Origin of the sequence: Actinomadura rifamycini DSM 43936, from assembly GCF_000425065.1 — a bacterium.
GTDB classification, from domain to species: domain Bacteria; phylum Actinomycetota; class Actinomycetes; order Streptosporangiales; family Streptosporangiaceae; genus Spirillospora; species Spirillospora rifamycini.
In genome coordinates this window covers 1-13,314 of sequence record NZ_AULB01000012.1, presented here as the reverse complement: position 1 = coordinate 13,314, position 13,314 = coordinate 1, and the positions used below count along the sequence as shown (strand labels likewise).

General features: G+C 73.8%; 10 protein-coding genes. 3 read left to right on the top strand and 7 right to left on the bottom strand.

Annotated features, from left to right (window positions below; all coding sequences use genetic code 11):
• Positions 1–5: 5 nt before the first annotated feature.
• Complete coding sequence (locus H505_RS0111750; RefSeq protein WP_026402149.1) at positions 6–1,025, bottom strand: C40 family peptidase; 1,020 nt, start codon at positions 1,023–1,025, stop codon at positions 6–8.
• Between the two features lie 241 nt (positions 1,026–1,266).
• On the opposite strand from H505_RS0111750, the gene typA reads away from it, so the two are divergent.
• Positions 1,267–3,120, top strand: coding sequence for a translational GTPase TypA (typA, locus tag H505_RS0111745; protein ID WP_026402148.1), 1,854 nt, complete (start codon positions 1,267–1,269; stop codon positions 3,118–3,120).
• Between the two features lie 85 nt (positions 3,121–3,205).
• Here typA and H505_RS52345 read toward each other — a convergent pair whose 3' ends face one another.
• Genes H505_RS52345 through H505_RS48870 form a run of 6 tightly spaced genes read right to left on the bottom strand, consistent with a single transcriptional unit; the run spans position 3,206 to position 11,250 of the window.
• A complete protein-coding gene (locus H505_RS52345) occupies positions 3,206–4,411 on the bottom strand; it encodes an FHA domain-containing protein (protein ID WP_157432968.1) in 1,206 nt (401 codons plus the stop codon).
• Positions 4,412–4,458: 47 nt separating this feature from the next.
• Positions 4,459–5,136 (bottom strand): 4Fe-4S single cluster domain-containing protein, encoded by a 678-nt coding sequence (locus H505_RS0111735; RefSeq protein ID WP_233617665.1) that lies wholly within the window; start codon positions 5,134–5,136, stop codon positions 4,459–4,461.
• 50 nt (positions 5,137–5,186) lie between these two features.
• Positions 5,187–7,103, bottom strand: a complete 1,917-nt coding sequence (locus tag H505_RS0111730) for an AAA family ATPase (protein WP_034517659.1) — start codon at positions 7,101–7,103, stop codon at positions 5,187–5,189.
• Positions 7,104–7,153: 50 nt separating this feature from the next.
• Positions 7,154–8,281, bottom strand: coding sequence for a hypothetical protein (locus H505_RS52340; RefSeq protein ID WP_026402144.1), 1,128 nt, complete (start codon positions 8,279–8,281; stop codon positions 7,154–7,156).
• A complete protein-coding gene (locus tag H505_RS52335; protein WP_026402143.1) occupies positions 8,278–10,656 on the bottom strand; it encodes a protein kinase domain-containing protein in 2,379 nt (792 codons plus the stop codon). The genes H505_RS52340 and H505_RS52335 overlap by 4 nt, the downstream gene beginning before the upstream one ends.
• Positions 10,657–10,668: 12 nt before the next feature.
• Positions 10,669–11,250, bottom strand: coding sequence for a DUF4282 domain-containing protein (locus H505_RS48870; RefSeq protein ID WP_084550138.1), 582 nt, complete (start codon positions 11,248–11,250; stop codon positions 10,669–10,671).
• A gap of 338 nt (positions 11,251–11,588) precedes the next feature.
• Between H505_RS48870 and H505_RS41305 the strand changes: the two genes are divergently transcribed.
• Complete coding sequence (locus tag H505_RS41305; RefSeq protein ID WP_051300567.1) at positions 11,589–12,203, top strand: prepilin peptidase; 615 nt, start codon at positions 11,589–11,591, stop codon at positions 12,201–12,203.
• 117 nt (positions 12,204–12,320) lie between these two features.
• Positions 12,321–13,314: IS481 family transposase (locus H505_RS0111705; RefSeq protein ID WP_026404624.1), on the top strand; the 994-nt coding region annotated here is incomplete at its 3' end.

Genomic DNA, 13,314 nt, shown 5'->3' with positions numbered 1-13,314 from the left:
CGGCGTCAGCCGATCCGGTTGGCGCCCGCGTAGTCGGAGCGCTCCGACAGGCGGGAGATCTTCACCACATCTCCGGTCTGCGGCGCGTGCAGGTACTTGCCGTCGCTGAGGTAGATCCCCATGTGGTGCAGGTTGCCGCCGAAGTACACGAGGTCGCCGGAGCGCAGCTCGTTCCGCGACACCTTGGTGCCGAGCCCGTACAGCGCCCCGGTGTAGTGCGGCAGGCCGGACTTGCCGACCTGCGCGTACGCCCAGACGACCAGCCCGGAGCAGTCGAAGCTGCTCGGCCCGGCGGCGGCCCACACGTACGGGGCGCCGAGCTTGCCGACGGCCTTGCGGGCCATCTCGGCGGGCAGGCCGGTGCCCTTCACGGCGGCCTTGAGGCCGGTGCGGGGGCTGTAGGCGTTGGTGGTGGTGAGCTTCTCGAGCCGCTTGAGGACCTCGTCGACCTTGGCCTTGGCGCGTCCGCGGGCCTCCTCGGACGCCTTGGCGGCCTTCTCGACCTCGGCGGTCTTGGCGTGCGCGGCCTTCTCGGCCGCCTCGGCCTGCGCGACCTGCTTCTCCAGGGCCGCGACGGTGTCCACCTGGCGCTGCGCCAGGTAGGCGGACGCGGCGAGCCCCTCCGCCGTCCCGTCGATCATGAACAGGACGTCCGGGCGGCCGCCCTTGTAGTTCGCGGCGGCGATCTCGCCGAGCCGCTGCCGGGCCGGTTCGGCCCGCGCCCGCAGCGCCGCGGCCTTCCGCGCGGCGTCCTGCTCGGCCTTCTTCGCCGCTTTCAGCTCGACGCGGGTCTTGTTGTACTGCTCGGTGAGGATCTCCGCCTCTTCCTGCAGCTTGTCGAGCTCCTTCTTCAGCCCGTCCACCGTCGTCGGGAGGGGGCTCGGGGAGCCGGACGGCGGCGGGGACGGGTCCGCGTGCGCCGCGGGCGCGGTCGAACCGAGGGTGATCAGCAACATCGTCGCCGCGGCGGCGGACGCCGCCCCGGTACGGGGGGCGCGCCTGCGCCGGAGATGGTCCGGTGTCAAGGCCGGGGTCTCCTCTCGTCGACGGCCGGTTCTCGACGGCCGGATCATCGGGAGATTACAAACATCAGGCAAAGATGGCCAATCGAGGTTTAAGTCGAGCGTGGTGCGGATCACGCGGCCGGGGGCGGTGCGCGGGGCGCGGAGACCGCGGCGAGGACGGCAGGAAGCGGACAGCGGCAAGTAGAATGGAACGGCCGCGCGTCTGCGGCGACTCCCGAACTCTCACGCAAGGCGAGACCGCATGCCCATCTCCACGCGCGACGACCTCCGGAACGTCGCGATCGTCGCCCACGTCGACCACGGCAAGACGACGCTGGTCGACGCCATGCTCTGGCAGTCCGGTGCCTTCCGCGAGAACCAGGACGTCGACGACCGCGTCATGGACTCCAACGACCTCGAACGCGAGAAGGGCATCACCATTCTCGCGAAGAACACCGCCGTCCGGCACGGCGGGATGACCATCAACATCATCGACACCCCCGGCCACGCCGACTTCGGCGGCGAGGTCGAGCGCGGCCTGTCCATGGTGGACGGCGTCGTCCTGCTGGTGGACGCCAGCGAGGGCCCGCTCCCGCAGACCCGGTTCGTGCTCCGCAAAGCGCTGGCGGCGCGGCTCCCGGTGATCCTGGTCGTCAACAAGACCGACCGGCCGGACGCGCGCATCGACGAGGTCGTCGACGAGACGTACGAGCTGTTCATGGACCTCGACGCCGACGAGGAGCAGATCGACTTCCCGATCGTCTACGCGTCGGGGCGGGCCGGCCGCGCCTCGCTGACCAAGCCCGGCGACGGCGAGCTGCCCGACAGCGAGGACCTGGAGCCGCTGTTCTCGGTCATCACCGAGACGATCCCGGCGCCGTCCTACGACCCGGACGCGCCGCTGCAGGCGCACGTGACGAACCTGGACGCGTCCAGCTACCTCGGCCGCATCGCCCTGTGCCGGGTCCACGCCGGGACGATCAAGAAGGGCCAGCAGGTCGCGTGGTGCCGCCGCGACGGCAGCGTCGAGCGCGTCAAGATCACCGAGCTGCTGATGACCGAGGCGCTGACCCGCAAGCCCGCCGACGAGGCCGGGCCGGGCGACATCATCGCGCTCGCCGGCATCCCGGAGATCATGATCGGCGACACCATCGCCGACCCCGACGACCCGCGCCCGCTGCCGCTGATCACGGTGGACGAGCCGGCGATCTCGATGACGATCGGCACCAACACCGGCCCGATGGCGGGCCGCGAGAAGGGCACGAAGGTCACCGCCCGCCTCGTGAAGGACCGGCTGGAGCGCGAGCTGGTCGGCAACGTGTCGATCAGGGTGGTGCCGACCGACCGCCCGGACGCCTGGGAGGTGCAGGGCCGCGGCGAGCTGGCCCTCGCCATCCTCGTGGAGAACATGCGCCGCGAGGGCTACGAGCTGACCGTCGGCAAGCCGCAGGTCGTCGCCAAGCAGATCGACGGGAAGAAGCACGAGCCGGTCGAGCGGCTCACCGTCGACATCCCCGAGGAGCACCTCGGCGCCGTCACGCAGCTCCTCGCCGTCCGCAAGGGCCGCATGGAGCACATGACCAACCACGGCACCGGCTGGGTGCGGATGGAGTTCCTGGTCCCCGCGCGCGGCCTGATCGGGTTCCGCACCGAGTTCATGACCGAGACGCGCGGCACCGGCATGGCGCACCACGTCTTCGAGGGCTACGAGCCGTGGTTCGGGGAGCTGCGCACGCGCCCGTCCGGCTCGCTGGTCGCCGACCGCGCGGGCGCCGCGACCGCGTTCGCGATCACGAACCTGCAGGAGCGCGGCACGTTCTTCGTCGGGCCGACCACCGAGGTGTACGAGGGCATGATCGTCGGGGAGAACTCCCGTGCCGACGACATGGACGTGAACATCACCAAAGAGAAGAAGCTCACGAACATGCGGTCCTCGACGGGCGACGAGCTCGAGCGGCTCACGCCGCCGCGCGTCCTGTCCCTGGAGGAGGCGCTGGAGTTCTGCCGCGAGGACGAGTGCGTCGAGGTCACGCCGACCGCCGTCCGCATCCGCAAAGTCGTCCTGGACGCCAAGGAGCGCGAGCGCGCCCGCGCCCGCAGCAAGCGCTCCGGCTGACCCGAGCAGGGAAAGGGAACGGCCCCCGGTTCGCGGAACCGGGGGCCGTTTCCGTCGCCCGTGCGGACGCCGGCGGTCGTCGGCGTCAGTTGAGTTGGACGTTGCCCGTCACGTCGGCGGCCAGGCGGAGCTGGTCGCCGTTCTTCAGCGGCGCCTCGACCCCGCGCGGGAGCCGCTCGCCGTTGACGAACGTCCCGTTCGTGGAGCCCTCGTCGCGCACCCACGCCGTCCCGGACGGGTCGAGCCACACGGTCGAGTGCCGCCGCGACACGTTGTCGTACTGCGTGAACGTCGACGCGACCGGCGACTGCCCGGCGTCCCGGCCCAGCACCAGGTGCTGGCCCACCGACACCTTCAGCTCGCCCGTCGGGAACTGCACCCGCAGGACGGGCGTGCCCTGCTGCCCGCCGCCGGGCAGCGGACGGAGGCACTGGTCGCACTGCGCGGCGCCCGGGCTGGACAGGACCGCCTCGCAGTACGGGCACATCATCGCCGTGCTGTCGCTGCGCGGTGGACCCCCGTGCGGGCCGCCGTGCTGCTGCTCCGGCGGCAGGAGCGTCTGCTCCCGGCCGTGCGGCGGCGGCATCGGCGGCCGGTGGTCCGGCTGCGGCGGCGGACCGAACTGGTCCTGCTGCGGCGCCTGCGGCTGCGGCGCGCCCCACTGGTCCTGCGGCGGGCCGAACTGGTCCTGGGGCGGCCCGTACTGGTCCTGCGGGGGACCGAACTGGTCCTGGCCGGGCGGGCCCGGCTGCTGCGGCTGCGGTGCGCCCCACTGGTCCTGCTGCGGGGCCTGCGGCTGGGGCGCCCCCCACTGGTCGTTCTGCGGCGCCTGGTGCTGCGGCGGCGCCTGCATCCCGCCGGGACCGCCGCCCTGCGGGCCGGGCGGACCGAACTGGTCGTTCTGCGGCGCCTGCGGCTGGGGCGCCCCCCACTGGTCCTGCTGCGGGGCCTGCTGCTGCGGCGGCCCCCACTGGTCGTTCTGGGGGGCTTGCTGCTGCGGTGCGCCCCATTGGTCGTTCTGCGGCGCCTGCTGCTGCGGCGGCCCCCACTGGTCCTGCTGCGGGGCCTGCGGCTGCGGTGCGCCCCATTGGTCCTGGGGGGCCTGGTGCTGCGGCGGCGCCTGCTGCTGGGGTGCCTGCTGGTACTGGTCCGGGTACTGCGGGGCGCCGTGCGGCGGCCCGCCGTGCTGAGGGGCGCCCTGCGGGGGCGCGCCGTGCGGCGGAGCGCCGTGCTGGGGCGCGCCGTACTGCGACCCGCCCCCGGCTCGCGCCAGATTCGCGCCGCAGCTCATGCAGACCAGATCCCCGGGCTGGGACTGCTCACCGCAGACTGGACAGTTCAAGCTCGCCATGACACTTCCCCCGAGCGTACTCCGGCGCGTTCGAGCCTCGACGTGAGGTGCTCCATGTCGCCCCTTCGCGGGATCCCGATGTAGTACACCCGCCTTCCCTCCGGCCCTTCGTCCACGGACACCTGCACTCTGGGCCCAGCGCCTTCCTCGATCTTCCCGTCGTCGGCCAGTGCCCCGTACCGTTCCCGCCCGAGCGGCGACAGCGGCACGACGCGCTGGTTGGCCGACCCCCTCCAGAGTAGGGAGCCGCCCTCGGGGTTTCGCCCCCTCGGGTTGAGCCGGTCGACATATGGGCCCGTGATCACGGCGTCGCACATGTCCAGGATCTCCCGAAACTCGCGGGACCTCGCGAGCCGAGAGTAGACATATCCGCTGTAGACCAATATGTCGAACCTAATCGTCTCACGCGTGGGGGCGTCCCGCCATGCGCGGACCCCGCGCAGCAGTGCGGCCAGCGCGGCCGGCTGCTGGAACGGTTCACCGCCGGAGACCGTCAGCCCGTCCACCGGCCCGGGCAGCGAGGCCAGCCAGCCGAGGACCGACTCGACCGGCACCGCCTTGCCCGGATCGGCGTCCCAGGTGTCCCGGGACAGGCATCCGGGGCAGTGCAGCGTGCAGCCCTGCGTCCAGATGCCGGCGCGGGTCCCGGGGCCGAGCGCGGTCACCGGATGGTGCGCCTTGGCGAGCAGCAGCGAAGGTGAGGCGCCGCCGCCCGTCACAGGAGGTCCAGATGCACGATACTGCCCTCCCGGCGTATCCCGGACACGGTGACGGGCTCGTCGGGGACGAGCTCGCGGTCGAACAGCGCGCGCGCCAGCGGGTTGACGAAGTAGGACTCCAGCGCCATCCCGATGCCGCGCCCGCCGCTGTCGAGCTCGGCCGTGCACCAGCCCCGCAGCGTCTCCAGCGCGTCGTCCTCCATCGTCAGGTCGAGCCGGTGCTCCTCCGACACGCGCTTGCAGATGTTCGCGAACTGCAGGTCGAAGATCTGGTGCGCGGCGTCGGCGGAGATGAAGTCGAACACGACGATGTTGTCGCCGAACCGGTTCAGCAGCTCCGGCCGGTTCAGCACCTCGGTGAAGTGCTCGGCGACCGCCGCCTTGATGCGCTGCGCGACCTCGTCGTACGACATCCCCGGAGTGATGTTCTGCACACGGTTGGCCGTCGCGTACGCCGCGCCGCCGGGCGTCGTCAGGTCGCGGCCCGGCACGTACATCCCGAGGTTCGAGGTGAAGATCAGGATCGACTCGGAGAAGTGGACGGTGTTGCCGCGGCCGTCGGTGAGCCGCCCGTCCTCGAGGATCTGCAGGAACTTGTCGAGGATCCGCGGGTGCGCCTTCTCGATCTCGTCGAACAGCATCACCCGGAACGGGTCCTCGCGGACCGCGTTCGTCAGCTCGCCGCCCGCCTCGTGCCCCACGTAGCCCGGCGGCGCCCCGATCAGCCGGTCGCCCGACCCCTCGCCGGAGAACTCGCTCATGTCGAACCGCAGGTAGGCCGACTCGTCCCCGAAGATCAGCTCGGTGACCGCCTTCGCCAGCTCCGTCTTGCCGGTGCCGGTCGGGCCCGCGAAGAACAGCACGCCCCGCGGACGGCTCCCCGAGCGGGTCGCCTGCGCCCCCGACAGCCCCAGCACCGCCCGCTTGAGGATGTCGAGCGTCTTCGTCACCGCCTGCGGCTGCCCGATCACCCGCTCGGGGACCCGCTTCTCGCCCTCCAGCACCCGGCGCCGCAGGTGCCCGCGGCTCCACGGGTTGTCGAGCACCCCGAGCTTGTAGGTGCGGACGGCGTCCGGCAGGTCCGCCAGGTCGACGTTGCGCTCCTTCGCCAGCCGCGTCACCTCGATCATCGACTGGAGGGTGAGCCCGTCGGCCTGCTCGGCGAACGCGTCGCACGCGTCCGCGGCGGCCTGGTCCGCGCCGACGTCGCTCACCCCGAACGCGCGCGCCAGCAGCCGCGCCGTCTCCTGCCGGTCGCCCAGGTGCGGGCGCGGGATCGTGATCTCCCGGATCGTCTCGTTGTCGGTGGTCATCCACGGCGGCAGGTCGCCCGGCCGCTCCACCAGCCACACCACCGGGTTGTACAGCGGCTTCGGCCGCGCCCCGACCACCCGCACCGGACGGGCCGTCCGCGACAGCTTCGCGCTGAACCGGAAGAAGTCGCGCTCGGCGGGCTCCAGGTCGGTCGGCGTCCGCGCGATCCGCGACGCCGAGTCGATCACGAACGCGGCGCGGACGTTCTCCTGCGGCCGCACGACCGCCGCCATGTGCCGGGTCAGCGCCTCCAGGGAGGGCTTGTCGTCGGCCTTCAGCCGCCCCATCAGCCGCTCGGCGGCCCGCTTCGCCTCGTCCGACAGCTCGTCGCCGTCGTCCGGGCAGACCTGCAGCCCGTCCACCGGGTCGTACACGACCATGAACGACGCGCCGCTCGCCCGCAGCGTCTCCCACAGCAGGTCGCGCAGCGGCAGCAGCCGCGCCGGGCCGCCCGCCTGCACGGGCGGCGCGAGGAAGCTGTCGTAGAGGTTGCCCGACAGGACGTACTGCGAATGCACCGACAGCGTCGCGTCCAGCTCGCGGATGAACGGCGGCCAGCCCTGCAACCGTCCGCCCAGCGTCGGCGAATCAATGCTCATCAGGCCCGCTCCACTCCGCTTCCGTACCGGTCACTCGGCGCCGCGCGCCGTCACTGGCCGTGCGAGCGGCGGCGCTCCCGCCGCTCGGCACGCCCCCTAGTGTGCCGTGACTCGGCCGTCACCGGCAGTTCGCGGACCCCCGGGTCGAGCCGCCAACCCACGTCGGACCGGATCCCGGCCTCCGCCAGCCGGGCCCGCGCCGCCTCGAACGCCGCGCACCACTCGGCCTCCCGCTCCGCGTCGACCCGCCGGTCGTCCTCGCTCTCCGCGGGCCGCTCCCGCATCATCGACGCCCGCACCTGCGCGTCGTCCACCCGCATCCGGACGCTGTGGTCCGGCCAGGCGCCCTTCGTCAGGACCATCGTGCCGTCGGACGCCGTGAGCGTCTCGAACCCGCCCTCCACCTCGTACCCGAGGTCCTCGAACGCCGCGGTGATCGAGTCGAGCACGTACCGGCGCTCGGCCTCCGCCTGCGCGGCGGCGTCCGCCTCCGCCGCCCGCCGCCGCGCCGCCTCCCGCAGCTCCCGCGTGCGGCGGTTGGCGTCCTGGATCCGCAGCCGCACCTCCTGCAGGACGGCCTCGGCCTCCGCGGCGGTCGCGGTGTCCGCCAGCAGCCGCGCCGCGTCCGCGACCGCGTCCCGCTCGGCCGGCCCGGCATCGGGCAGCAGCCGCGCCATCACCCGGGCGAGCGTGCGCCGCACGTCCGCGGCGCCGTCCTCCGGGACGGACTCCCGCGGCTCGGCGTCCCCGGCGGGGGTCTCGGGCGGCGCGGCGAAGATCTGCGCGGTGACCTCGGCGGCCAGCCGGTCCGACAGCGCCCGCTCGGCGTCGTCCAGGGCCCGGTCGGCCGCCGCGCACCACGCCGTCAGCTCCGCCGCGGGACGCTCGTCCGGCGCCAGCGGCGCCGGCAGGTCGAGCGCCGCGCCGAGCCGGTCGCGGGTCTCCGCGAGCGCGGCGATGCGCGCGTTGCGCTCGACCACCTCGCGCAGCGCCCGCTCCTGCGTCTCCACCTCGGCGAGCGCCGCCGCCCGCGCCTCCGCGCGTCCCTCCGCCAGCGCGGCCAGCGCCTCCGCGCCGCGCCCGGCCAGGCCCGCGCCGCGGCCCAGCACCCGGTTCAGCCCCAGGCTCAGCACGACCGCCGCGTCCAGCGCGATGTCGGCCTCGACTCCGCTGCTCATGCCCCTCCCGTCACCGTGCCCCCCGCCTGCCGCCAGCGGTGCAGCCGGACGCCCGCCGCGACGCCGTGCGCGACCGGCGCGGCGATCAGCACGAGCGTCCACAGCAGCCCCGCGACCGGCGTCACGGCCGCCAGCAGCAGGAAGACCAGCAGCAGCGGGACGGTCCCGGCCAGCAGCACGAGCCCGCAGCCCCGCCGCCCCGTCCGCCGCGCCGCACCCGACACCGTCTGCGACGCCTTCGACAGCCCGCGCCCGCCCGCGCCCAGCGCCTTGGAGAACATCGCCCACGGCCCGTGCGGGAGGTAGTCCGCGCCCTGCGCGCGCGCGAGCGCGACCTCGGCGCCGCACTGCACGCCCCACACCACGACCGACAGCACCGCCAGGAAACCGAACGGGACACCCGACGAACGCTGGAACCCGCCCACCGAACTCGTACCGTCGTCCGAGCCACCGCCGAACAGCGCGCCCACGACCCACGAGCCGAACAGCCAGACGGCCAGCAGCGGCAGCGTCCAGAGGACCGCCCGCCGGACGGCGGAGCCGCGCCCCGCGAGCCGCATCCGCTCCCGCTCGTCCCGCTGCGTCCGCAGCGCCTCCGCGCGCTCCGCCTCCGCGCGCCGCGCCCGCTTCGCCGCCTCGATCTCGACGACCGCCTCCGGCGCCGCCAGCAGCACCGCCAGCGTCCGCAGCGGGTCGTCGCCCGCCCCGTCGGCCAGCCACGCGAACCACGGCACCGGCTCGGCCGCCGTCCGGGCGCGGGCCCGCTCCAGGCTCTCCGCGAGGTTCCGGCGGACGTCCGCCGGATGCGCCGCCAGGGCCAGCAGCGTCGCGAGCACCAGCGGCGGGTCGTCCGCCCCCGCGTCGGGCAGGCGCGCCGCCAGCGTCGGGGGCGGCGCGTCCTGCGCCCGGATCCACCGCGCCAGCTCGTTCCACGCCGCCGCGTGCGCCCGCCACTGCTCGTCCACCGCGGCCAGATCGGCGCCGCCCGCGAACCCCGCCAGCTCCCGCAGCAGGCCGTGCCGCCACAGCTCCCGCACGAGCCGGCACGCCACCCGGTGCTCGGGCCCCGCGTTCTCGACGTACGCGGGCAGCATCCGCAGGTCGTCGGCCGTCACCCGGCGGCCGAGGTAGTGCGGCGGAAGGCCCGGGTCGAGCCACCGCACCAGGTGCAGCAGCTTCACGTCCGGGCCGGTGTCCGCCGTCAGCGGGCCGTCGACCAGCTCGATGGTGCCGTCGTCGGGAAGGTCGGCGAGCCAGGCGCGCAGGCTCCGCCACGCCTCGCCGTTCTCACCGCGCCCGAAGAAGTACTGCGCGGCGTCCGCCCACTCCGCGACCAGCGCCCGCGCCAGCTCGTCCCGCCGCGCGTACCGGCGTCCCTTGAACGGCAGCCCGGTGCCCGCTTCCGGGCCCGCCGCCTCCTCGGCGACCGGGGGAGACCCGCCCTCCAGCCACGCCGCGACCTGCTCGCCCGTCCAGCGCCGGCGCGGATCGCGGGCCAGCAGCCCTCGGCACAGCAGCCGCAGCCGCGGGTCCGCGACGTCGTCCGCGCCGACCGGCCGCGTCGCGAGATGGTCGACGACCACCGTCTCGCTCAGCCCGCGGAACGGCGCCCGCCCCGTCGCCAGCTCCCGCACGATCATGCCGAGCGACCACCAGTCGCGCGCGGGCGACACCTGCCCCGACAGCGACTCCGGCGCCGCGTACGCCAGCGTCCGCGACGACGAGGCGAACACCACGCTCTGCTCCAGCACCTTGCTCAAACCGAAGTCGGCGATCGCCAGCCGCAGCGGACCCGTGCCCAGGACGAGCACGTTCTCGGGCTTGAGGTCGCGGTGCACGATCCCCGCCCGGTGCAGCGCCGTGAGACCGTCCGCGAGCTGCGCGACGACGTCCGCGACCGCGTCCGGCGGCAGCGGGCCGTCCATCAGGGCCCGCAGGTTGCCGCCCGGCGCGTACGCCGTCACCTCGAAGTCGCGCCCGTCCGCGTGCCCCGTCTCGAGGATCCGCAGCACGTGCGGCGACCCCAGCTCCGGGAGCTTCGCCCACACGTCGCGGTCCGCCCGGTAGCCCCGCCGGAAGATCTTCACGACGTGCTCGGCGCCCCGCGCGTCCCGCACCAGCAGCAGGTCCGACTCCGCGCCCTGCACCGGCAGCTCCGCGACGGCCTCGTACCGCGCGGCGAGCTCCGCCGGGAGCCGCATCAGCGACCCGCCCGCCGATCCCGGCGGTCCCGCGGGCCCGGCGGGCCCCGCGGGCCCGTCCCGGCGCGTCTCCGCCGCACCCCGCGGCCCCGGCACCCGGGCCTCGTCGCGCCGCGTCGCCCCCGCGTCCCGCCGCGTCCCGGCCGCCTCGTCCGTCCCGTCGCCCTCGCCCACTGACAGCCCCGGCTAGCTCTTGTCCTTGATGACCCGCAGGTATTCGACGCTCTTGAAGCGAGTCATGATCGCTTCCATGAAGATGCGGGCCAGCATGGCCTCGAAGAACCACACGACCGGGGCGCTGCACATGATCAGCAGGCCGACCAGCCAGCCGTTGCGCAGCTGGAAGACCCAGAGGCCGAGCGCCACGATGATCAAGGCGGAAACGCTGATCAGCAGAAGGGACATGATGTAGAACGCCTTGATCAGCTTCGGCGTCACCAGAGCATTGAAGTTCGTATCGAACAACGAGCCCAGGAGCCCCGGCTCCGTCCGTTCGGGCGGAACCCACGCCTGCGGGTGCGGGCCGGTCGTGTACGGGCCCGGGCCCGTCTGGTTCGGGTTGGGCTGGCCCTGGCCGGGCGGCGGAGCGGCCGGAGGGCGCGGGTTGGGGACCGGGATCGGGCCGGTGCCGCGATGCGGTGGCTGCTGCTGCTGCTGGGGCGGCTGCTGCTGGGGATGCGGCGGGGGCGGCGGACCGTACGGGCCGCCCGGGGGCTGCCCGCCCGCGGGCGGGCGCGCTGGCTGGCCGGGGTCCGAGGGGTGCGTCATCGCCGTCGTCTCCAGTGTTGAGCCGCCTACAGGGGAGACTCTAAAGCCTGCGCGCCTCCCCGCGCCGTGACCGACCCGCACCGTTCGACGAAGCCGCGGCTCGCCCGTGCCCGGTCAGTGCGGGGGCAACGCGGACTGGGTGCCCGCCGGGACGACACGTTCGTGCGTCAACGGGTCAGTACTGTCACCGAGTGGTGAGGCCGGTGCCGTTCGGCCGTCGTTTCGGAACGTCGGACGGCGCCCGCGCCGACGGCGCCGTGCGCGAACTCGGCTCGCCCGTCCGACCCGGTTGGCTATCGTTCCGGAAGGCTTCACTCGGCGGATCGGGGCGAGGGTCGATGATCGCGTTGGCGTTGGTGCCGCTGGGGTTCGTCGCCGGCCGGCTCCTCGCACCGCTGGCGGAACCGTACGTCGGCGACGTCCCCGACGGGGACCGGACGGCCGTCGGCGCGGTCACGGCCCTCGTGTTCGGTGTGCTGGGGTTCGCCGTCGGGCTCGAACCCGTCCTGCCCGCGCTCCTCTACGTCGCGCTGGTCGGGACGCTGCTGGCGTTCGTCGACGTGCACGTCAAGCGGCTGCCGGACGGCTTCACGCTCCCGTCGTACGCGATCGTGCCGACGCTCCTCGCCGCCGCGGCGCCGTTCACCGCGGACGGGACGCGCCACTTCGCGCAGGCGCTCGCGGGGATGGCGGGCCTGTTCCTGCTGTACGCGGTGCCGGCGTTCGTGAAGCCGTCCTGGCTGGGCCTCGGCGACGTCAAGCTCGCGGGCGTCCTCGGCCTGTGCCTCGGCTGGTTCGGGCTGGAGACCTGGCTCGCGGCGGTCCTGCTGACGTACCTGCTCAGCGGCGTGCTGAACGTCGCCGTCATGGTCGTCCGCCGCAGCCTGCGGCGCGAGTTCGCCTACGGCCCGTACATGCTGGCCGGCGCGCTCGGCGCCGCGGTCCTCGCCTAGCTGTACTGACCATGGAGGTTGCGAACGCGGCGGCACGGTCGGATGATCTTGAAGTGAGGGAGGGCCTCCGGGTTCGGTGTGGATTGCGACATCTGCACCGACCCCCAGGAGGCCCTCATGCCCCACCGTAACGCCCCGCTGACCGAGACCGGACGTCTGCGCCTGGCCCGATGCGTGGTCACCGACGGGTGGCCGCTGCGTCGGGCCGCCGAACGGTTCCAGGTCTCGGTGAGCACCGCACAGCGGTGGGCGACCCGGTACCGGGAACTGGGCGAGGCGGGCATGGCCGACCGGTCCTCCCGGCCCCGCCGCAGCCCGCGCCGGACCCCTGCCCGCACCGAGCGGCGCATCATCAAGGTCCGGGTGCTGCGCCGCTGGGGACCGGCCCGCATCGCCTACCTGCTCGGCCTCAACCCCGCCACCGTGCACCGGGTCCTGACCCGCCACGGCATGCCCCGCCTGGCCCACCTGGACCGCGCCACCGGCCGCACCGTCCGCCGCTACGAGCACGACGCGCCCGGCGACCTGGTGCACGTCGACATCAAGAAACTCGGCAACATCCCCGACGGCGGCGGCCACAAAACCCACGGCCGCGCCGCCGGCGGCCGCAACTCCTCGGCCCACCGCGACCCGCACCGGCCCCGCACCACCGGCGGGCGCCCCAACCTGGGCTACGGCTACCTGCACAACGCCGTCGACGACCACTCCCGCCTGGCCTACACCGAAATCCTGTCCGACGAGACCAAGGAGACGGCGGCAGCGTTCTGGCAGCGGGCGCAGGCGTTCTTCACCCGAGCCGGGATCACCGTGCGGCGCGTCCTGACCGACAACGGATCGTGCTACCGATCACGCCTGTGGCACGACACCCTGACCACGGCCGGCGTCACGCACAAACGAACCCGTCCCTACCGGCCTCAGACCAACGGCAAGGTCGAACGCTACAACCGCACCCTGCTCGACGAATGGGCCTACCACCGGCCCTACCGGTCAGAGACCGAACGCCGCCGAGCACTCCCGCGGTGGCTGCACACCTACAATCACCACCGCGGCCACACCGCACTCGGCGGCCTCCCACCAGCCAGCCGCGTTCCCAACCTCACGAGACAGAACA

Bases quoted from the DNA above. Each gene is read 5' to 3' on its own strand.
- typA (WP_026402148.1), top strand. From the start codon at position 1,267: ATGCCCATCTCCACGCGCGACGACCTCCGGAACGTCGCGATCGTCGCC.
- H505_RS52345 (WP_157432968.1), bottom strand. From the start codon at position 4,411: ATGAGCTGCGGCGCGAATCTGGCGCGAGCCGGGGGCGGGTCGCAGTAC.
- H505_RS0111730 (WP_034517659.1), bottom strand. From the start codon at position 7,103: ATGAGCATTGATTCGCCGACGCTGGGCGGACGGTTGCAGGGCTGGCCG.
- H505_RS52340 (WP_026402144.1), bottom strand. From the start codon at position 8,281: ATGAGCAGCGGAGTCGAGGCCGACATCGCGCTGGACGCGGCGGTCGTG.
- H505_RS48870 (WP_084550138.1), bottom strand. From the start codon at position 11,250: ATGACGCACCCCTCGGACCCCGGCCAGCCAGCGCGCCCGCCCGCGGGC.
- H505_RS41305 (WP_051300567.1), top strand. From the start codon at position 11,589: ATGATCGCGTTGGCGTTGGTGCCGCTGGGGTTCGTCGCCGGCCGGCTC.